Below are 19,088 nucleotides of genomic sequence, written 5' to 3' on the forward strand. Positions count from 1 at the left end.
CGCCCCCGAACCCCCAAAAGATTGCGCAGTTCCCCGCGCCCCTAAGGTCTTTAGGGGCGCGGGGAACTGCGCGATCAGCCCCCACCGGCCCGCACTCAACAACGCACCCCCACGGGGTCTGGGGCGGAGCCCCAGAAGGACGGGAATGGGTAGGGGCGGCGGGGGCGAGAAAGGTTCTACGGGACCACCACGATCTTTCGGCCGACGCCCGAGGCGAACTGGTCCAGGGCCTGGGGGTACTGGTCGAGCGGCAGGCGGTCGCTGATGAAGATGTCCGGGTCCAGGACACCCGTCGCGAAGAGCTCCGCCGCCCGCTCGAAGCTGTGCAGGACGGCCATGGAGCCGGTGATGGTGATCTCCTGGTTGTAGATGCGGTACGGGTCGATCGTCACCCGTGTCGAGTAGTCCGCCACACCGAACTGAAGGAACGTGCCGGCCTTCGCGACCCGCTCAAGCCCGTCCTGGATCGCCGCGGCGTTGCCCGTGGCGTCGACGACGAGGTCCCACCCCTGAGGCCGGTCCAGCTCGCCGGCCCCGGTGGCCGTCGCCGAGACGCCGAGCCGCGCGGCCGTCTCGAGCCGCTGCGGGTTGATGTCGACCACGTCGACGCTCGCCGCGCCCGTCCGCTTCGCCAGTTCCAGCATCATCAGGCCCATGGTTCCGGAGCCGTAGATCAGGACATGGGCGCCGAGGCGGGAGTTCAGTACGTCGTAGCCGCGGACCGCGCAGGAGAGGGGCTCGACCAGGGCCGCGTCCTGGGTGCGGATGTGGTCGGGGAGCTTGACGCAGTTCGCCACGGGGGCCACCGCGTACTGGGCCGCGCCGCCTGCCGTGGTGACTCCGATGGCCGCCCAGCGCTCGCAGAGGTTGTTGTGGCCCGTACGGCAGAAACGGCACTCGTAGCAGTAGAGGGACGGGTCCACCGCCACCCGGTCGCCGAGTGAGAGTTCGGTGACCTGGGTGCCCACCCCGACCACCTCGCCCGCGAACTCGTGGCCCGGCACGATCGGGAGCTTGGGGGCGAACTCGCCCTGGAGGATGTGCAGGTCGGTGCCGCACAGGCCGCAGGCGGCGACCTCGACGACGACGTCGCGGGGGCCCGGCGTCGGGTCCGGGACCTCGGCCACGACGGCACGGCCCACGGACTCGATGACTGCGGCCTTCATTTCACGGCTCCCAACGACAGGCCCTGGACCAGTTTGTCCTGGGCGGCGAACCCCGCGGCGAGCACCGGCAGGGAGATGACGAGCGACGCGGCGCACACCTTCGCCAGGAACAGGCCCTGGCTGGTGATGAAGCCGGTGAGGAAGACAGGGGCGGTCTCCGCCACCACGCCCGTGAGGACTCGGGCGAACAGCAGCTCGTTCCAGCTGAAGATGAAGCAGATCAGGGCTGTGGCCGCGATGCCCGGCAGGGCGATGGGGGCTACGACCCGGGCGAGGATGGTGGGCAGTTTCGCGCCGTCTATCTGCGCCGCCTCGATGATCGCCACCGGGACCTCGGAGAGGAACGACTGCATCATCCACACCGCGATCGGCAGGTTCATCGAGGTGTAGAGGATGACCAGGAGCCAGATGTTGTCCAGCATTCCGGTGTTCTTGGCGAAGAGGTAGATGGGCAGGAGGCCCGCCACCACCGGGAGCATCTTCGTCGAGAGGAAGAAGAACAGGACGTCGGTCCACTTCTTCACCGGGCGGATGGAGAGTGCGTAGGCCGCGGGGAGGGCCAGGAGGAGCACGAGGAGCGTTGATACCAGCGATGCCACCGTCGAGTTGATCAGTGACGGCCAGGGGCTCGCGCCGCCGCCCGTGCCGAAGAACTCGCGGTAGCCGTCGAGGGTGAGCGCGGCCCCGAAGGACGGCGGATTGGTGGCCGCGTCCTCCTCGGAGTGGAAGGACGTCAGGGCCATCCAGGCGATGGGCAGGAAGAAGACGATCCCGGCCAGCCAGGCGACCAGGCCGAGGCCCCTTCCCCTGGGGCGGCGGGGGCCGGGCCGGCCGGACTCGGTACTGCGGGGGCGTACACGGATCGCGGTGGCGCTCATGAGCGGCCCACCTCCTCGCGGAACAGGGACGAGACCACGCGCAGCGCGAAGGTCGCGATGATGATCGAGCCGATGACGACCAGGACGCCGGCCGCGGAGGCGAGGCCGTTCTCGTGGGCCTGGTAGAAGCTCTGGTAGACGGTGTAGGGCAGGTTCGCGGTGCCCAGGCCGCCGGATGTGATGGTGAAGACCGCGTCGAAGTTCTGGACGATGTAGATCGAGCCCAGCAGGGCGCCCAGTTCGAGGTAGCGGCGCAGGTGGGGCAGGGTCAGATAGCGGAAGACCTGCCAGGGGCCCGCGCCGTCCACCTTCGCCGCCTCGATCTGCGCGTGGTCGCGGCTCTGCAGGCCGGCCAGCAGGATCAGCATCATGAAGGGCGTCCACTGCCAGATGAGGGACATCTCGACGGCGAGCAGCGGGGTGTTGGAGATCCAGTCCGGCTGTGGTCCGCCCACATAGTGCAACAACCCATTGAGCAGGCCGTATTCAGGGTTGTAGAGCACATGCTTCCAGAGCAGGGCCGCCGCCACGGGGACGACCAGGAAGGGCGCGATCAGGAGCGTACGGACCACACCGCGGCCCCGGAACTTGCGGTCCAGGAGGAGGGCGAGGCCCAGGCCCAGGATCAGGCTGGCCAGGACGACGGTGACCGTCAGCAGGATGGTCGTCCAGACCGACTTGCGCAGGGCCGCGTCGGTGAGGACCTCGGTGTAGTTGCCGAAGCCCGTGAAGCTGCGGGCGTCCGGGTAGAGGGAGTTCCAGTCGAAGAAGGAGATCACCAGCGTGGCCACGAAGGGGAGCTGGGTCACGGCGATCATGAAGATCAGGGCGGGGAGGAGCGGGGCCCGGGTCGCCCAGGCGCGCATGCGGCCCGAGGGACGCTTCTCGGTGCGTACGGATGGTGCGGCCACTGGGGCCGTTGTTGTGGCGGTCATCGTCCCTCGTACTCCTCGGCGATCTCCTCGGCCAGCTTCTGGGACTTGTTCAGGGCCGACTCGACGGACTGGCGTCCGGCGATGGCCGCGCTGATCTCCTGCGAGACCTTGGTGCCGAGATCGGTGAACTCGGGGATGCCGACGAACTGGATGCCTGGCGCGGGCCGCGGCTGCACCCCGGGGTCGGTGGGCCGGGCGCCCTCGATGGCCTCCTTGGTCATCTCCTGGAAGGCGCCGGCCTCCTTGCGGTAGTCGGCGTTGGTGTACGTGGAGGCGCGCTTGCCGGCCGGGACGTTGGACCAGCCGATCTCGTCGCCGACCAGCTGCTCGTACTCCTTGCTGGACGCCCAGGAGACGAACTTCCAGGCCTTGTCGGGGTTCCGGGACGCGTCCTGGATGCCCCAGGCCCAGGTGTAGAGCCAGCCGGAGGACTCGGTCTTCTCGACGGGCGCCGGCACGTAGCCGATCTTGCCCTTGACCGGGGACTTGGCGGACTCCAGGGAACCGGCCGCGGACGTGGCGTCGTACCACATGGCGACCTTGCCCTGGGTCATGTTGTTGAGGCACTCGGCGAAGCCGGCCTGGGGTGCGCCCGCCTCGCCGTGGTCGCGGACGAGGTCCACGTAGAACTTCACCGCCCGTTCCCACTCGGGGGAGTCGAGCCGCGCCTTCCAGCTCTTGTCGAACCAGGTGCCACCGAAGGTGTTCACGACCGTGGTGAGCGGGGCCATGACCTCGCCCCAGCCGGGAAGGCCGCGCAGACAGATGCCCTTCATGCCCGACTCGGCGCCGTCGGCCTTGGCCGCCAGGTCGGCCACCTGGGTCCAGGTGGGGCGGTCGGGCATGGTGAGGCCCTTCGCCTCGAACACGTCCTTGCGGTACATCAGGAAGGACGACTCGCCGTAGAAGGGCTGTCCGTAGAGCTTGCCGTCGTCCGCGGTGAGGGACTGGCGCATGGGCTTGAGGACGTCCTGCTCGTCGTAGCCCGGGTCCTTCGCTACGTACGAGTCCATCTCGTGCAGCCAGTCGTTCTTGGCGTAGATCGGTATCTCGTAGTTGGACAGGGTGGCGACGTCGTACTGGCCGGCCTGGTTGGCGAAGTCCTGGCTGATCTTGTCGCGGACGTCGTTCTCCGGCAGCACGGTGAAGTTCACCTTGATGCCGGTCTCCTTGGTGAAGTGGGCGGCGGTGAGCTTCTGCAGCTCCACCATCTGCGGGTTGTTGACCATGAGGACGTTGATGGAGTTGCCACCGGAGCCCGCTCCGCCCGCTCCGGCCCAGCAACCGGAGAGCAGAGGGGCGAGCAGCGTCCCTGCGGCGGCCGCGACGAGCGTCGCGCGCGGCCTCCGTCGGCTCTGGGTTCGCATGGATCGCTCCTGGATTTATCAGTACATATGGGATGACGCGGGGAGTGTGGTGCCTCTGTAGTGGGTCAGTTGGTTTTTCGAACTCTTTGGGACTGGGATGGGGCTGGAATGGGGACTGGGGTGCGGTCTCTGTTTCAGACCCGGATGACCTGGGGGCCCTGCATCGAGTAGCGGTGGGCCTCGGACGTGGGGAGGAAGGTGCTGGTGACGATCGCCTCCAGCGCACTGATCTCCGCGAACCGGCAGAAGCTCACGGCGCCGAACTTGGTGTGCACCCCCGCGAACACCGTGCGCCGGGCGGCCCGGATGGCCTGTGACTTGACCTCGCTGACGGCCGGGTCGGGGGTGGTGAGGCCGTGTTCGCGAGAGATGCCGTTGGCTCCGATGAACGCCAGGTCGATGACGAACCCGGCGAGCATCTTCGTCGTCCAGTGATCGACGGTCGCGAGGGTGCCGGACCTGACCCGGCCGCCGAGCAGCAGCACCGTCGTGTTGTCGGCCTCCGCGAGCGCTCCCGCGGTGGCCAGGGACGCGGTGACCACGGTCAGCGGCCGGTCCCGGGGCAGTGACTCGGCGATGAGCTGCGGGGTGAACCCCTCGTCGACGAAGACCGTCTCGGCGTCCCCGAGCAGCTCGGCCGCGGCGGCCGCGATCCGGCGCTTCTCGGGCACATGGCTGGTGGCGCGGAAGGCGAGCGTCGTCTCGAAGCCGGCGCTCTCCACCGGATAGGCGCCGCCGTGCGTGCGGCGGACCAGTCCGTGGTCCTCCAGGGCGCGCAGATCCCGTCGTACGGTCTCCTTGGCGACGCCCAGCTCGGCGGCGAGCTCGTTCACGTCGACGGCGCCGGTGCGGCGGGCGCTCTTCACGATCTCCCGCTGACGTTCTTCCGCGCTCATGCCCGACACCCGCTCTCCGTGCTCACTGCCCGTTCGGGCCCGGTGGGGCCCATGGGGGAAGTTCTACAGCGGGTACGCGCCACTGACCAGGTCTGTTGCGGGCCCGATGGCGCCCGTATGTGACCGTAACGAACGATGGCTGCCCGTGCCGGACCTGCGGTGCGGCGGAATTCGGGCAGTGGGCATGCCCGAAGGACGGGGCGGGCGGGCCCGTTCGGTGCCCGCTCGCCCCGTGAGGTGGTCCTTGCGTGGTGGCCGGATGTGTCGGCGGTGGCCTGTGCGGCCGAATGGGATCCCCGGCCCGGGCGCGGGTGTCAGTACGGCCAGACCGGCGGGTTGGTCACGAAGTGGCCGCCCAGGCGGGTGTGGTCCGGGTTCCGCGGGTCAAGCTCGCCCTGCTCGGCGATCAGCTTCTCGGCGTACTGCTCGGAGTCGTCCTGGGGCTCGTAGCCGAGGCCCCGGGCGGTGGCCAGGTCCCACCACAGGCGGGTGTTCGCGGAGGAGCCGTAGACGACGGTGTGCTCGACGTCGTCGGCGGTCAGGGCCGCGTGGAAGAGGCGGGCGCCGTCGCCGGGGCTCATCCAGACCGACAGCATGCGCACACTGGTCGGCTCCATGAAGCAGGAGCCGATCCGCACGGAGACGGTCTCCAGGCCGTGCTTGTCCCAGTAGAGCTGCGCCAGGTCCTCGCCGAACGACTTCGACAGTCCGTAGAAGGTGTCCGGGCGGCGCGGGGTGTCGATGGGGATGAGCGTGTCCGCGGCGTGCGGCGCCTCGCCCCCGGGGTGCGGGGTGTAGCCGACCGCGTGGTTGGAGGAGGCGAAGACGATGCGCCGGACGCCCTCCTCGCGTGCCGCCTCGTACAGGTTGTACGTGCCCTCGATGTTCGCCTTCAGGATCTTCTCGAAGGTGGACTCCAGGGATATGCCCGCGAGGTGGATGATCGCGTCCACGCCCCGCACGGCCTCGCGCAGGGCCTCCTTGTCGCCGAGGTCCGCGGTGACCGCGCCCGGCTCGCCGTCGATCGGGAGCAGATCGAGGAGCCGCAGTTCGTAGCCGTAGGCGGGCAGCAGTCCTCGCATCAGGGTGCCGAGACCGCCGGCGGCGCCGGTGAGCAGAACGGTGCGGGGAGCGGGCATCCTCGGGTCTCCTTGAATCAGCATCCGTCATCGTGTACGGAATTCACATCCGTGGACACGCTAAGGATCGTCGACGGACCGCGTCAAGTGTCGCGCGGAGTGGTGGGATCCGCTCCCCTTCCGTGCTCTTTCTGCTCCCTTGTTGCTCCCGCAATGCATGTTGGCCCGCTTGACCGCCCCCAAGAGGGCGCCTTAGCGTGGAAGCGTTCAGGGATATGGACATGGATCAGAAACGTGCACGAGTCGGCGTGTGCGTGCATGCTCATGCTCTAGGGAGAGCCCGTGACGTCAGCCCCCCTTGCCGCTCGACTCAGTATCCCGAGCGGGCCGCTGTTCTTCCCCGTCACCGCGTACGACCGCGACGGAGCCGTCGATCTCGGCGTCTACCGCGAGCACGTCCGGCGGGGCGTCGAGGCCGGGGCCGCCGCCGTCTTCGCCTGCTGCGGGACCGGGGAGTTCCACGCGCTCACGCCCGAGGAGTTCCAGGAGTGCGTGCGGGCGGCCGTCGAGGAGACGGCGGGCCGTGTCCCCGTCGTCGCGGGCGCCGGGTACGGGACCGCGCTCGCCGTGCGGTACGCGCGGCTCGCCGAGGAGGCGGGCGCGGACGGGCTGCTCGCCATGCCGCCCTATCTCGTCGTCGCCGGGCAGGAGGGGCTGCTGCGGCACTACACGGAACTGGCCGCCGCCACCTCGCTCGACGTCATCGTCTACCAGCGGGACAACGCCGTGTTCACGCCCGACACCGCCGTCTCGCTGGCCCGTGCCGAGGGGATCATCGGCATCAAGGACGGGCTCGGCGACCTCGACCTGATGCAGCGCATCGTGAGCGCGGTGCGGTCCGAGTTCCCGGGCGACTTCCTCTACTTCAACGGGCTGCCGACCGCCGAACTCACCGGCCTCGCCTACCGCGGTATCGGCATCACGCTGTACTCCTCCGCCGTCTTCTGCTTCGCGCCCGAGATCGCCCTCGCCTTCCACCGGGCCCTGGGCTCCGGCGACGACCCCACCGTGAACCGGCTCCTCGACGGCTTCTACCGGCCTCTCGTCGAACTGCGCGCACAGGGCCGCGGGTACGCTGTCTCGCTGGTCAAGGCGGGCGTACGGCTGCGGGGGCTCGACGTGGGCGAGGTGCGGCCTCCGCTGCACGAGCCGTCCGAGGACCACGTCAAGCAGCTCGCCCAGCTGATCGAGCGGGGCTACGCGCTTCTGGAGGAGGACAAGTGAAGGCGTCGACCTTCGTCTATCCGTGGGACGTCAACGGCGACCCCGACGCGGCGGCCCGCATCGCCGGGCTCGGCGCCCAGCAGGCGACGCTCGCCTCCGCGTACCACTCCACGCGCGCCCTGACCCCCCGCCACCCCCGGCACCGCATCGTCACCGCGCTGCACGCCTCCGCGCTCTACCCGACGGACGCCGCTCGGTGGCAGGGCCGCAGGCTCCGGCCGTACGCCGCCGGGGACTGGGCGCCCGGGGACGCGTACGGGGAAGCCGCGTCGGCCCTCGCGGAGGCGGGGCTCGATGTGCACACCTGGGTGGTGCTCGCGCACAACTCCCGTATGGGCGTGGAGTTTCCGGACACCTCGGTGGTCAACGCCTATGGGGACCGCTATGCGTGGGCGCCCTGCGTCGCGCAGCCCGACACGCGCGCGTACCTCGTCGATCTGGCCGTCGAGGCGGCGATCCGTCCCGGCGCCTCGGGCACGGAACTGGAGTCCCTCGGCTGGTACGGGCTCCCGCATCTGCACGCCCACGACAAGACGGCGGGCGTGGCACTCGGGGACGCCGGCACGTACCTGATGTCGCTGTGCTTCTGCCCCTCCTGCGGGGACGGCTATACGCAACTGGGGCTCGACCCCGACGAGTTGGCGGCCTCGGTCCGGCGCGCTCTGGAGCCCGTGTGGCGGGGCGAGGCTCCCGTCGAGGGCTGGGAGGACGTGGAGAAGCTGCTCGGCGCCGAGCTTGCGACGGCCACGCGCGCGTGGCGTGACTCGGTCGCCCGGTCCCTCCAGACGGAGGCCGTCCTCGCCGTACGCGCGGCCGCGCCCGAGGGATTCCAGATCCTGCTGCACGCGGACCCGGTCTCCTACCGCGTCGGTGCGAACGTCGGTGTGGACCCCGGGCACATCCTGTCGGTCGCCGACGGAGTGGTCGTACCGTGCGCCGCCGGGCCCGAGCCGCTGATCCCCTTCGCCGAGCGGGGAGTTGAGGGGGCGGTACTGGCGGCCAACCTCACCGTGGTCGGCGGGATGGGCGGCCGTCCCGCGTCACTCGTCGAGGACGTGACACGGGCGGTCGGCCTGGGAGCCACCGAAGTGCGGCTGTATCACGCGGGGTTGGCGTCCGACGCGGATCTGTCGCTCCTGACGGAAGCGCTCGCGCGGCTGGGAGCGCGGTAGTAAATCTGCGGGTTCGGTGGGGGCTGGGCGCGCAGTTCCCCGCGCCCCTTACGGGGCGGGGGATCGCGTCCGCAACAAAGGCGCGACCGTGACGAGTCGTACGAGCCCGAGTGCCGCCAACAGCACCCGGTGGTCGACCAGTTCGATCAGGCCCGCGCCCAGCGCCAGCCCCACCGCCGTCGGGGCGAACAGCAGGGTGTTGGCGGTTGCCGACGTACGGCCCAGCAGAGCGTCCGGCGTCTCGCGCTGGACCGCGGTGAGTGCCGCGATCAGTACGCAGGGGAGTCCGACGCCGACCGCCGCGGCGGAGGGGAGGACCACCGCGTCGTAGGGGAGCGCGCGAGCCGTCACGGCCACGGCGGTGAGCGCGATGCCGTACCCGGCGAACCGGCGTTCGCCCAGGCGGCGCAGGAGCGGGCCCGCGGCCAGGCCGACGGCCACCGAGCCGACGCCCTGGGCGACGTACAGGACACCCACGTACGCGGGGGAGTGGCCGAGGCCCTCCGCCACCGCGTAGATCGTCGCGCCGTTGAGGCCCGAGAAGAGCATGGTCGTGCCGCCCGCGAGGACGAGCGGGCGCAGGGTCGGGTGGCCCCACAAGTAGCGGGCGCCTTCGGCCGTTTGGGCGCGCAGGCCCGAAGAGGTGGGGGCCGTCGGAGGCTTCGGCTCGTGGACGCGCAGGAGTGTGTAGAGGCCCGCGGCCAGGGCGAAGGTGACCGCGTCCAGGAGTGCGACGCGGGCGCCCCCGTACGCCGCGTACAGGCCCGCTCCGGCGAGCGGGGCGAGGAGTTTCATGCCCTCGTTGGCCGTCATGCGCAGCCCGTTGAAGTCGCCGAGGAGCCGTTTGTCGACGGCCGTGGCCACCAGGGCCGACTCCGCCGCGTCGTGGACGACGCCGGCCGCTCCGTAGACCAGGAGCACGGCGAAGAGGATCCACAGGGTGCCGGGGGAGTCGACGGTGAAGAGGGGAAGCAGGAGTGCGGCCAGGCCCAGGTTCGTCCACACCAGCAAAGGTCGGCGGCGGGTGCGGTCGGCGAGGGTGCCGAGGGCCGGGCCGATCAGCGTGGGCGCCCAGAGGGCGAAGACGCACAGAGCGGCCAGGCCGTCCGAGCCCGTCAGATCCTTCACCCAGATCCCGGACACCAGCCACATCGCCGACGAGCCGAACCCGGAGACCACGACTCCGCCGAGGTACAGACCCGCGTTGCGGTCTCGCAGGACACGGGTCACCGCCCATGTCTGTGTCCATGCCCTTGTCCATGTCGTCATGCCTGGTCATCGTGGGGCTAAGGCCCTGGGCCGGGCATCGGGCAGGTGCCTTAGCGGGGACGCCGCGGGAGCGGCAGCGGGGGCGACGGGATGAGGAGAAGCCTCGCCGGAAGCCCGCCGGAAGCCCGCCGGAGCCCGCCGGAGCCCGCCGGAGCCCGCCGGAGCCCGCCGGAGCCCGCCGGAGCCCGCCGGAGTCCGCCGGGAGTCCGCCGGGCTCTCCCTGGCTCAGACGGTGAGGACGATCTTGCCCCGGGGATGGCCCTTCTCCAGATGGCGGAGGGCGTCGGCAGCCTCGGCGAGGGGGTAGGTGCGGTCGATGGCCGGGCTGATCCTGTCCTGCTCGGCGAGTTCCTTGAGGGTCAGCAGGTCCTCGCGGCGCGCGACCGAGATGAGGTTGCGGAGGTTCTGGCCGATGAACGGCGAGAGCGTGACGGCCCGCAGGCCACGGCTCATACCGCCGAAGAAGCTGGTCCCGCCCTCCCCGCCGACGATGACGAGGGTGCCGCGCGGAGTGAGGGCGCGGCGGAGGACGGGCAGGGGGCGAAGGCCCGCGTTGTCGACGATGACGTCGTAGCGGTGCGGGCCGTCGGTGATGTCCTCGCGGGTGTAGTCGATGACGTGCGAGGCGCCCTGGGAGCGTACGAAGTCCGCGCCCGTGGGGCCGCAGACGCCGGTGACCTCGGCGCCGTACATCGCGGCGAGCTGGACGGCGTAGCAGCCGACGCCGCCGGAGGCGCCGATGACGAGCACCTTCTGGCCCGGCTGCGGACGGCCCTTGCCGCTCAGGGCCTGGAGGGCGGTCATGCCGGAGACGGGGAGGGCGACGGCCTGTTCGAAGGTGAGGTTGGCCGGTTTGAGGGCGATCTTCGCGGCCTTGGCGCGCGCGTACTGGGCGAAGGAGCCCTCGCAGTTGCCGAAGACCTCGTCGCCCGGCTTGAACTCGGTCACCTTCGCGCCGACGGCCTCGACCCGTCCGGCGCCGTCCCAGCCGCGTACCGGGTTCTTGGGCTTACGGAGCCCCAGGGCCACGCGCGCCACATAGGGCCGGCCGGTCATGAGGTGCCACACCTCGGGGCCGACGCCGGCCGCGCGCACCTCGACGAGCACCTCGTCGTCGCCGGGCACGGGGCGGTCGATGTCGCGCAGTTCCAGGAGGTCCGCTGATCCGTAGGCATCCTGAACGATCGCCTTCATGGCGTGGCTCCCCTTCGCGGTCCCCGGCACCGGATATCCCGGTGACATCCGGTATCCCGGTGTGCACCGAGCATCTCGACGGCTCGAACGCCTGACCAGACTCCTGAGCACGATCTTGGGAGCGGAAGCGATGAGTTTTCGTACGGCCGACGGTCTACCCCCTGAAGACCCACTGACGAGAGGAGCCCGGCATGGGCGACGACGGTACGACTCCGAGCACCCTTGACCTGGGGCCGCAGGCCCTGGTCGTGGCTCGCCTCGCGGAGAAGGTGGGCGAGGAGCAGCTCGACGCCGTGACACCGTGTCCGGAGTACGCGGTGCGTCATCTGCTCGGGCATCTGGTCGGGCTGTCCGCCGCCTTCCGGGACGCCGGGCGGAAGGACCTCGGGGCCACGACGGACACCGACCCCACTTCCCAGCTGCCGGACGTGACGCCCGGCTGGCGTGCCGAACTGCCCAAGGTTCTGGGCGAGTTGGCCGAGGCCTGGCGCGATCCGGCCGCGTGGACGGGCGAGACCCGGGCGGGCGGTGTGGAGCTGCCCGGCGAGATCGCGGGCATCGTCGCCGCCGACGAACTCGTCGTGCACGGCTGGGACCTGGCCCGGGCGACCGGCCAGCCGTACGCCCCCGACGCGGCGGCTCTGAACGCGGCGTACGAGATGCTCGCGCCCTCGGTGGACGATCCGTCGCGGGGGACCATCTTCGGGCCGGTCGTGCCCGTGCCGGAGGGGGCGCCTCTGCTGGACCGGGTGATCGGGCTGAGCGGCCGGGACCCGGGGTGGGCGCCCACCGGCTGAGCCCACTGCTGAGCCCACCGCGGAGCCCATCGGCCGACGGGGCGGGCCTTCTTTTGCCAGAAGGCTCGAACTTCTTTTGTCAGAAGCGTTGACGAAACACAGGGGTGCTCCTACTTTCATCGCGTCGTACTTCGTACGTCATATATGAGACGCGATACGTGAGATCAGATACGCGAGCCCCTGATGCTTGGGGCTCCGTTGACCCCGAGAGGCGCGCATGACCTCTGTGCCCACGCCGATCCCCTCCCGCACGCAGTTCGTGCTCGAAGGGATCAAACACCGCATCCTCACCGGGCAGTTGACCCCGGGACAGGCTCTGGTCGAGACCGAGATCGCCGCGCAGTTCGGGGTGTCCAAGACCCCGGTGCGCGAGGCCCTCAAGACCCTGGCCGGTACCGGGCTCGTCGTGATGAACCAGTACAAGGGCGTCACGGTGCGCATGGTGGACGCGGACATGGCGCGCGAGGTGTACGACGTGCGGCTGCTCCTGGAGCCGGAGGCGCTGCGGCGTTCCGTCCGGCGCGGCTCCTCCCTCGACACGGCGCGCGAGGCGCTCGAACGCGCCGACGCCGCCACCGACACCGCCCAACGCTCCCTCGCCAACCGCGAGTTCCACCGCTCCCTCTACGTCCGCTGCGGCAATCCGCTGCTCGGCCGGATGCTCGACGAGGTCCGCGACCAGGCAGCCCTGGTCTCCGCGGTCGCCTGGGCCGCCAACCCGTCCTGGGAGCGCGAGGCCACCGAGCACCGGGAGATCCTGCGGCTCGCCCTCGACGGCGACTCGGACGGCGCGGCGCGCGCCCTGCACTCGCACATCGCCTCGTTCGTGCAACGGGCCTTCCCCGAGGCCCAGGAAAAGGGTGAGCAGGAATGACCGCGACCACGACCGCGTTCGAGGCCGGCCGGGCCGCTCTGGCCGACGTGGTGGCGATCCCCGTGACCCCGTTCGCCGAGGACGGCTCCATCGACCAGGAGGTCCACCGCGTCCTGCTGCGCCGGGTGCTCGACGGCGGCGTACGCATCCTCACGCCCAACGGCAACACCGGCGAGTTCTACGCACTGAGCCCCGAAGAACGGCGCACAGTAACGGAGTTGACCATCGACGAGGCGGGGGACCGGGCGACGATCCTGGTCGGCGTCGGGCACGACGTGCCGACCGCCGTCGCCTCCGCCCGCCACGCCCGTGAACTCGGGGCACAGATGGTGATGGTCCATCAGCCCGTCCACCCGTACGTCTCGGAGGGCGGCTGGGTCGACTACCACCGGGCGATCGCGGAGGCGGTCCCCGAGCTGGGCGTCGTCCCGTACATTCGCAACCCGGTGCTCGCCGGCGCCCGGCTCGCCGAACTGGCCGACACCTGCCCGAACGTCATCGGTGTGAAGTACGCCGTGCCGGACGCGGCCCGCTTCGCCGCGTTCGCGCGGGACGCCGGGCTCGAACGCTTCGTGTGGGTGGCCGGACTCGCCGAACCGTACGCGCCCTCGTACTTCTCGGCGGGCGCGACGGGCTTCACCTCGGGGCTCGTGAACGTCGCCCCGGCCGTTTCGCTGAACATGATCGAAGCGCTTCGATCCGGCGACTACGCGGGTGCCATGAAGGTCTGGGAGCAGATCCGCCGCTTCGAGGAGCTGCGCGCGGCCAACAACTCCGCCAACAACGTGACGGTCGTCAAGGAGGCCCTGGCTTCGCTCGGCCTGTGCCGCCGCGAGGTCCGCCCGCCGAGCAAGCAGCTCCCCGAGTCCGAACGGGCCGAGGTCGCCGCCATCGCCGCGGGGTGGTCCATATGACCGACGCCGAACCGACGACATCGGGCGCCGACGGCACCTCGGACGAGGGCCAAGTCCCGGACGCCCCAAGACAGTTGCGCAGCCACCAGTGGTACGGCACCGAAGGCCTGCGCTCCTTCAGCCACCGCGCCCGCACCCGCCAGCTCGGCTACCTCCCCGAGGAGCACCTCGGTAAGCCGGTCATCGCGATCCTCAACACCTGGTCCGACATCAACCCCTGCCACGTCCACCTCCGCGACCGTGCCCAGGCGGTCAAGCGAGGCGTGTGGCAGGCCGGTGGATTCCCGCTCGAATTCCCGGTGTCGACGCTGAGCGAGACCTTCCAGAAGCCGACCCCGATGCTCTACCGCAACATGCTCGCGATGGAGACCGAGGAACTGCTGCGTTCGTACCCGGTGGACGGGGCCGTCCTCATGGGCGGCTGCGACAAGTCGACGCCCGCGCTGCTCATGGGCGCCGCGTCCGTCGACCTGCCGGCGATCTTCGTGCCCGCCGGACCCATGCTGCCGGGCCACTGGCGCAACGAGGTCCTCGGCTCCGGCACCGACATGTGGAAGTACTGGGACGACAAGCGCGCCGGGCTCATCGGCGACTGCGAGATGACCGAGCTGGAGAGCGGACTCGCGCGCTCGCCCGGTCACTGCATGACCATGGGTACGGCGTCCACGCTCACCGCGGCCGCCGAGGTGCTCGGGGTCACCGTGCCCGGCGCCTCCAGCATCCCCGCCGTCGACTCGGGGCACGACCGGATGGCCGCCGCCTCGGGCCTCAGGATCGTCGAACTCGTCCGCAGGGACCGGAAGTTGTCCGACATCCTCACGGCCGATGCCTTCGAGGACGCGGTGACGACGGTCCTCGGGCTCGGCGGCTCCACCAACGCCGTGATCCACCTGATCGCCATGGCCGGACGCGCCGGAGTCCGGCTCACCCTCGACGACTTCGACCGGATCGCCCGTACGGTGCCGGTCCTGGCGAACGTACGGCCCGGCGGCCGGACGTACCTCATGGAGGACTTCCACTTCGCCGGCGGACTGCCTGGGTTCCTGTCGCGGATCACCGACCTGCTGCACCTCGACCGGCCGACCGTCTCGTACGACACCATGGGCGAACAGCTCGCGTCCGCTCAGGTGCACAACGACGACGTCATCCGCACCCGCCAGAACCCGGTCGCCGCCGAGGGAGGCGTCGCCGTCCTGCGCGGCAACCTCTGCCCCGACGGCGCCGTCATCAAGCACATCGCCGCCGAGCCGCACCTGCTCAAGCACACCGGTCCCGCGGTCGTCTTCGACGACTACCGGACCATGCAACGCACCATCAACGACCCGGAGTTGGGCATCACGGCCGACACCGTGCTGGTGCTGCGCAACGCCGGACCCAAGGGCGGCCCGGGCATGCCCGAGTACGGGATGCTGCCGATCCCCGACCACCTGCTGAAGCAGGGCGTCCGGGACATGGTGCGGATCTCCGACGCCCGGATGAGCGGCACGAGTTACGGCGCCTGTGTGCTGCACGTGGCGCCCGAGTCGTACATCGGCGGACCGCTCGCCCTGGTCCGCACCGGCGACACCATCACGCTCGACGTCGAGTCGCGCGCGCTCCAACTCAACGTGGACGACGAGGAGTTGGCGCGGCGCCGGGCGGAGTGGACCGCGCCGCCCGAGCGCTACGAGCGTGGCTACGGCGCGCTCTACAACGAACAGATCACCCAGGCGGACACCGGCTGCGACTTCGCGTTCCTGGCACGGCCGGGCAAGGTGCAGGACCCGTACGCGGGCTGAGGGACCGGCCCATCGGGCGCTCTCTTCTGTCCGAGATCTCGAACGATGTATGCGAAGCGCTTCACCCAGCACTGCCCGGATAGCAAGCGCTTCCACGAAGCGAAGAAACGACGGAACGAACGGAACGAACCGAACGAACGGAACGGAACGAACGGAACGAGCGCACAGCACCACCCCGCACACCCCGAGAACGGAGAACAGTCATGGCCCAAGCCGCAGCCGTGGCGAAAAAGCCCGCGCCACCCCGGCGGCGCCGTGGCTCGGCGACGCCCCGCAGGCTCCCGTACCTGCTGATCGCCCCGGCGGGACTGCTGATGCTGGGCTTCATCGCCTACCCGGTGCTCAGCGTCTTCTACTACAGCCTGCAGAACTACAACCCCACCAAGCCGTGGCGGAACGGCTTCGCGGGCTTCGACAACTTCGTGCACGCCTTCACCGAGGACCCGCAGTTCTGGGACACGCTGGTCTTCAGCGCCAAGTGGGTCGTCGTCGAGGTCGGGCTGCAGCTGCTGTTCGGTCTGGCGCTCGCGCTGATCGTCAACCAGACCTTCGTGGGCCGCTCGCTGGGCCGCGCCCTGGTCTTCTCGCCCTGGGCCGTGTCCGGGGTGCTCACCTCCGCGATCTGGGTGCTCCTCTACAACTCCCAGACGGGCATCACCCGTTACCTCGCCGACATGGGCATCGGGGACTACGGCACGAGCTGGCTCTCCGACACCTCGACCGTCTTCCCCGCCGCGGTGGTCGCCGACCTCTGGCGAGGCGTTCCGTTCTTCGCGATCCTCATCCTCGCCGACCTCCAGTCCGTCTCGAAGGACCTGTACGAGGCCGCCGAGGTCGACGGAGCCAGCCGCTTCCGGCAGTTCGTGCACATCACGCTGCCGCACCTCAAGGACGCCATCATCCTCTCCACGCTGCTGCGCGCGGTCTGGGAGTTCAACAACGTCGACCTGCTCTACACCCTCACCGGCGGCGGACCCGCGGGCGAGACGACGACACTCCCGCTCTACATCGCCAACACCAGCGTCGACGCACACAACTTCGGCTACGCCTCGGCCCTGACCACGGTCGCGTTCGTGATCCTTCTCTTCTTCTCGATGGTCTATCTGCGGCTGAGCAAGTTCGGAGGCGGGGACAAGTGATCACCAAGGACATCGACACCGTCGCTCCGGCCGCGCCCGCACCTGTGGCCGACGAGCCCCCGCAGCACCCGAGGAAGCGCAGGCGCGCCTGGTACGAGGCCCCGCGCTGGCAGATCTACGTCCCGCTCGGCATCTACCTGCTCTTCACGCTCATCCCCTTCTACTGGATCCTGCTCTTCGCCCTGCGCAAGCCCGGCTCGACCTCGCTCGTGCCCTGGCCCATGACCTTCGAGCACTTCGAGAAGGTGTGGAACGAGCGCAGCTTCGGCACGTACTTCGAGAACAGCGTCTACGTCGGCGTCGCCACGCTCTTCATGACCACGCTCGTCGCCCTGGCCGGCGGCTACGCCCTCGCCCGCTTCGACTTCAGGATCAAGCGCGCCTTCATGCTGGCGCTGCTCTGCTCCCAGTTCGTGCCGGGGGCGCTGCTCCTGGTGCCGCTGTTCCAGATCTTCGCCGAGCTCCAGATGATCAACTCGCTGGGCAGCGTCATCATCGCGGAGACCGTCTTCCAGCTTCCGCTGTCGATGATCCTGATCAGCGGCTTCATCCGGAACGTGCCGTACTCGCTGGAAGAGGCCGCCTGGGTCGACGGCTGCAACCGCTTCACGGGCTTCAGGGTCGTCGTCCTGCCGCTGCTGCGGCCCGGGCTGATCGCGGTGGGCTCCTTCGCCTTCGTGCACTCCTGGAACCACTTCCTCTTCGCCCTGATGTTCCTCAGCAACCAGGACAAGCAGACGATCCCCGTCGGCCTCAACAGCCTGATGAGCGCCGACAGCGTCGACCTGGGCGCGCTCGCCGCCGGCGGCATCATCGCGGCCGTGCCCGTCGTGATCGTCTTCGCCTTCATCCAGAAGTGGCTGATCACGGGCTTCAGCGCCGGGGCGGTGAAGGGATGAGAGAGACGACGCGCGTCACTGGGGTACGCACCTTCCTGCCGCGCACGACAAGAGGGCGCCGCGTCCTCCAAGTCGCCCTCGCCTGCGGACTGTTGGCCGCGCTGGGGGCACCGGCGAACGCCGAGTCGCGGGACATCGGCCGCGACACCCTGCCCGCGAACGACGGCTGGGCCGCCGCCGACGGAGGCACCATGGGGGGTTCCTCCGCGGACGACGCCCACGTCTTCACCGTACGGAACCGGGCCGAACTGGTCCGCGCCCTCGACGGCGGCAGCGCGACCCCGAAGATCATCAAGGTCGCGGGGACGATCGACGCCAACACCGACGACTCCGGGAAGCGGCTGGACTGCGACGACTATGCGACCGACGGCTACGGCCTGAAGAAGTACCTGGCCGCGTACGACCCGCGCACCTGGGGCGCCGCCAAGCCGTCCGGCCCGCAGGAGGAGGCCCGCCAGGCCTCGGCGGCGGCCCAGGCCTCACGGGTCGAGCTGACCGTCGGCTCCAACACCACCATCGTCGGGCTCGGCGACAGCGCCGTACTCAAGGGCGCCAGCCTCCAGGTCCGCGACGCCGACAACGTCATCGTCCGCAACCTCGAACTCCGGGACGCCTACGACTGCTTCCCCGTCTGGCAGCCCAACACCGGTGGCCTCGGCGACTGGAAGACCGCGTACGACACGCTGTGGCTGCGCGGCGCCACCCATGTGTGGATCGACCACGTCACGGCCTCCGACAAGGGCCACCCCGACGAGGACGAGCCGGTCTACTTCGGCCGCAACTACCTGCGCCACGACGGCCTGTTGGACATCACCAACGCCTCCGACCTGGTGACCGTCTCCTGGAGCCGGTTCGCCGACCACGACAAGGCGATGCTGATCGGCAGCGGCGACACGGCCACCGGCGACCGGGGCAGGTTGCGCGTCACCCTGCACCACAACGAGTTCGAGTCCGTCGTCCAGCGTGCCCCGCGCGTCCGCTTCGGGCAGGTGCACGTCTACAACAACCGGTACGTCGTCCCGGCCGACGCCCACGACTACCGCTACTCGCTCGGCATCTCCGTCGAGTCGGCGGTCTACGCCGAGAACAACGCGTTCACCACTCCCGGCCACATCGAGGTCGCCGACCTGGTGAAGAGCTGGAACGGCACGGCCCTGCACCAGTCCGGCACGCTCTTCAACGGCTTCCCCGTGGACCTGCTCGCCATCCACAACGCCTACAACTCCGGCAGCGAACGCGACCTGACCGCCGACGTCGGCTGGACACCCGCCCTGCACGGCACGGTCGACGGCGCCGCGAAGGCCGACCGCGACGTGGCGCGTGGCGCGGGAGCGGGGAGGGTCCGATGAACGCCGCCACCGGCCCCATGAACGCCGCCAACGGCCCGACGAGCACCGCCACCGGCCAGATGAGCACTACCACCGGTCCCGGAACCGCTTCGATAGGA

At 70.0% G+C, this 19,088-nt stretch carries 17 protein-coding genes; 9 read left to right on the forward strand and 8 right to left on the reverse strand.

Annotated elements, in window-relative coordinates:
• Positions 1–176 precede the first annotated feature (176 nt).
• From ACIBEI_RS36180 to ACIBEI_RS36205, 6 genes are all read right to left on the reverse strand, one after another.
• Positions 177–1,166 (reverse strand): zinc-dependent alcohol dehydrogenase family protein, encoded by a 990-nt coding sequence (locus tag ACIBEI_RS36180; protein ID WP_398894686.1) that lies wholly within the window; start codon positions 1,164–1,166, stop codon positions 177–179.
• Positions 1,163–2,044, reverse strand: coding sequence for a carbohydrate ABC transporter permease (locus ACIBEI_RS36185; RefSeq protein ID WP_398894688.1), 882 nt, complete (start codon positions 2,042–2,044; stop codon positions 1,163–1,165). The genes ACIBEI_RS36180 and ACIBEI_RS36185 overlap by 4 nt, the downstream gene beginning before the upstream one ends.
• Positions 2,041–2,979: a carbohydrate ABC transporter permease gene (locus tag ACIBEI_RS36190; RefSeq protein ID WP_398894690.1), complete on the reverse strand. Its 939-nt coding sequence runs from the start codon at positions 2,977–2,979 to the stop codon at positions 2,041–2,043. Before ACIBEI_RS36190 ends, ACIBEI_RS36185 begins: the two co-directional genes overlap by 4 nt.
• Entirely contained in the window at positions 2,976–4,346 is a 1,371-nt protein-coding gene (locus ACIBEI_RS36195) for an ABC transporter substrate-binding protein (protein ID WP_398894692.1), read from the reverse strand. The genes ACIBEI_RS36190 and ACIBEI_RS36195 overlap by 4 nt, the downstream gene beginning before the upstream one ends.
• Before the next feature lie 134 nt (positions 4,347–4,480).
• The gene (locus tag ACIBEI_RS36200) at positions 4,481–5,251 is read right to left on the reverse strand and encodes a DeoR/GlpR family DNA-binding transcription regulator (protein WP_398894694.1); all 771 of its coding nucleotides are present in this window, start codon (positions 5,249–5,251) and stop codon (positions 4,481–4,483) included.
• A gap of 305 nt (positions 5,252–5,556) precedes the next feature.
• A complete protein-coding gene (locus tag ACIBEI_RS36205; RefSeq protein WP_398894695.1) occupies positions 5,557–6,381 on the reverse strand; it encodes an NAD-dependent epimerase/dehydratase family protein in 825 nt (274 codons plus the stop codon).
• A 282-nt stretch (positions 6,382–6,663) separates the two neighbouring features.
• Here ACIBEI_RS36205 and ACIBEI_RS36210 point away from each other — a divergent pair, with 282 nt between their 5' ends.
• Both ACIBEI_RS36210 and ACIBEI_RS36215 read left to right on the forward strand, forming a co-directional pair.
• A complete protein-coding gene (locus ACIBEI_RS36210; RefSeq protein WP_398894696.1) occupies positions 6,664–7,605 on the forward strand; it encodes a 5-dehydro-4-deoxyglucarate dehydratase in 942 nt (313 codons plus the stop codon).
• Positions 7,602–8,777 (forward strand): hypothetical protein, encoded by a 1,176-nt coding sequence (locus ACIBEI_RS36215; protein ID WP_398894698.1) that lies wholly within the window; start codon positions 7,602–7,604, stop codon positions 8,775–8,777. The genes ACIBEI_RS36210 and ACIBEI_RS36215 overlap by 4 nt, the downstream gene beginning before the upstream one ends.
• A 48-nt stretch (positions 8,778–8,825) precedes the next feature.
• Here the strand turns inward: ACIBEI_RS36215 and ACIBEI_RS36220 are convergent, their stop codons facing one another.
• Together ACIBEI_RS36220 and ACIBEI_RS36225 are read right to left on the reverse strand one after the other, a co-directional pair.
• Positions 8,826–10,046: an MFS transporter gene (locus ACIBEI_RS36220; RefSeq protein ID WP_398894700.1), complete on the reverse strand. Its 1,221-nt coding sequence runs from the start codon at positions 10,044–10,046 to the stop codon at positions 8,826–8,828.
• 225 nt (positions 10,047–10,271) lie between these two features.
• Positions 10,272–11,240 (reverse strand): NAD(P)-dependent alcohol dehydrogenase, encoded by a 969-nt coding sequence (locus ACIBEI_RS36225; protein ID WP_398894702.1) that lies wholly within the window; start codon positions 11,238–11,240, stop codon positions 10,272–10,274.
• A 191-nt stretch (positions 11,241–11,431) separates the two neighbouring features.
• Here ACIBEI_RS36225 and ACIBEI_RS36230 point away from each other — a divergent pair, with 191 nt between their 5' ends.
• The 7 genes from ACIBEI_RS36230 to ACIBEI_RS36260 all read left to right on the forward strand — a co-directional run bounded on the left by ACIBEI_RS36230 (position 11,432) and on the right by ACIBEI_RS36260 (position 18,990).
• Positions 11,432–12,037, forward strand: coding sequence for a TIGR03086 family metal-binding protein (locus ACIBEI_RS36230; protein ID WP_398894704.1), 606 nt, complete (start codon positions 11,432–11,434; stop codon positions 12,035–12,037).
• A gap of 217 nt (positions 12,038–12,254) precedes the next feature.
• Positions 12,255–12,911, forward strand: a complete 657-nt coding sequence (locus ACIBEI_RS36235; RefSeq protein WP_398894706.1) for a GntR family transcriptional regulator — start codon at positions 12,255–12,257, stop codon at positions 12,909–12,911.
• Positions 12,908–13,825 (forward strand): dihydrodipicolinate synthase family protein, encoded by a 918-nt coding sequence (locus tag ACIBEI_RS36240; protein WP_398894708.1) that lies wholly within the window; start codon positions 12,908–12,910, stop codon positions 13,823–13,825. Before ACIBEI_RS36235 ends, ACIBEI_RS36240 begins: the two co-directional genes overlap by 4 nt.
• Entirely contained in the window at positions 13,822–15,603 is a 1,782-nt protein-coding gene (araD, locus tag ACIBEI_RS36245) for an L-arabinonate dehydratase (RefSeq protein WP_398894710.1), read from the forward strand. The genes ACIBEI_RS36240 and araD overlap by 4 nt, the downstream gene beginning before the upstream one ends.
• A 203-nt stretch (positions 15,604–15,806) precedes the next feature.
• Entirely contained in the window at positions 15,807–16,742 is a 936-nt protein-coding gene (locus ACIBEI_RS36250; protein ID WP_055616478.1) for a carbohydrate ABC transporter permease, read from the forward strand.
• On the forward strand, positions 16,739–17,641 hold the full coding sequence (locus ACIBEI_RS36255) for a carbohydrate ABC transporter permease (protein WP_398894712.1): 903 nt from the start codon (positions 16,739–16,741) through the stop codon (positions 17,639–17,641). Before ACIBEI_RS36250 ends, ACIBEI_RS36255 begins: the two co-directional genes overlap by 4 nt.
• Positions 17,638–18,990: a polysaccharide lyase family 1 protein gene (locus tag ACIBEI_RS36260; RefSeq protein ID WP_398894714.1), complete on the forward strand. Its 1,353-nt coding sequence runs from the start codon at positions 17,638–17,640 to the stop codon at positions 18,988–18,990. The genes ACIBEI_RS36255 and ACIBEI_RS36260 overlap by 4 nt, the downstream gene beginning before the upstream one ends.
• Positions 18,991–19,088 lie beyond the last annotated feature (98 nt).

The sequence above is a fragment of the Streptomyces sp. NPDC050988 genome, assembly GCF_044456225.1.
Lineage (GTDB): Bacteria > Actinomycetota > Actinomycetes > Streptomycetales > Streptomycetaceae > Streptomyces.

Bases quoted from the DNA above. Each gene is read 5' to 3' on its own strand.
- ACIBEI_RS36180 (WP_398894686.1), bottom strand. From the start codon at position 1,166: ATGAAGGCCGCAGTCATCGAGTCCGTGGGCCGTGCCGTCGTGGCCGAG.
- ACIBEI_RS36185 (WP_398894688.1), bottom strand. From the start codon at position 2,044: ATGAGCGCCACCGCGATCCGTGTACGCCCCCGCAGTACCGAGTCCGGC.
- ACIBEI_RS36190 (WP_398894690.1), bottom strand. From the start codon at position 2,979: ATGACCGCCACAACAACGGCCCCAGTGGCCGCACCATCCGTACGCACC.
- ACIBEI_RS36195 (WP_398894692.1), bottom strand. From the start codon at position 4,346: ATGCGAACCCAGAGCCGACGGAGGCCGCGCGCGACGCTCGTCGCGGCC.
- ACIBEI_RS36205 (WP_398894695.1), bottom strand. From the start codon at position 6,381: ATGCCCGCTCCCCGCACCGTTCTGCTCACCGGCGCCGCCGGCGGTCTC.
- ACIBEI_RS36220 (WP_398894700.1), bottom strand. From the start codon at position 10,046: ATGACGACATGGACAAGGGCATGGACACAGACATGGGCGGTGACCCGT.
- ACIBEI_RS36225 (WP_398894702.1), bottom strand. From the start codon at position 11,240: ATGAAGGCGATCGTTCAGGATGCCTACGGATCAGCGGACCTCCTGGAA.
- ACIBEI_RS36230 (WP_398894704.1), top strand. From the start codon at position 11,432: ATGGGCGACGACGGTACGACTCCGAGCACCCTTGACCTGGGGCCGCAG.
- ACIBEI_RS36235 (WP_398894706.1), top strand. From the start codon at position 12,255: ATGACCTCTGTGCCCACGCCGATCCCCTCCCGCACGCAGTTCGTGCTC.
- ACIBEI_RS36240 (WP_398894708.1), top strand. From the start codon at position 12,908: ATGACCGCGACCACGACCGCGTTCGAGGCCGGCCGGGCCGCTCTGGCC.
- araD (WP_398894710.1), top strand. From the start codon at position 13,822: ATGACCGACGCCGAACCGACGACATCGGGCGCCGACGGCACCTCGGAC.
- ACIBEI_RS36250 (WP_055616478.1), top strand. From the start codon at position 15,807: ATGGCCCAAGCCGCAGCCGTGGCGAAAAAGCCCGCGCCACCCCGGCGG.
- ACIBEI_RS36260 (WP_398894714.1), top strand. From the start codon at position 17,638: ATGAGAGAGACGACGCGCGTCACTGGGGTACGCACCTTCCTGCCGCGC.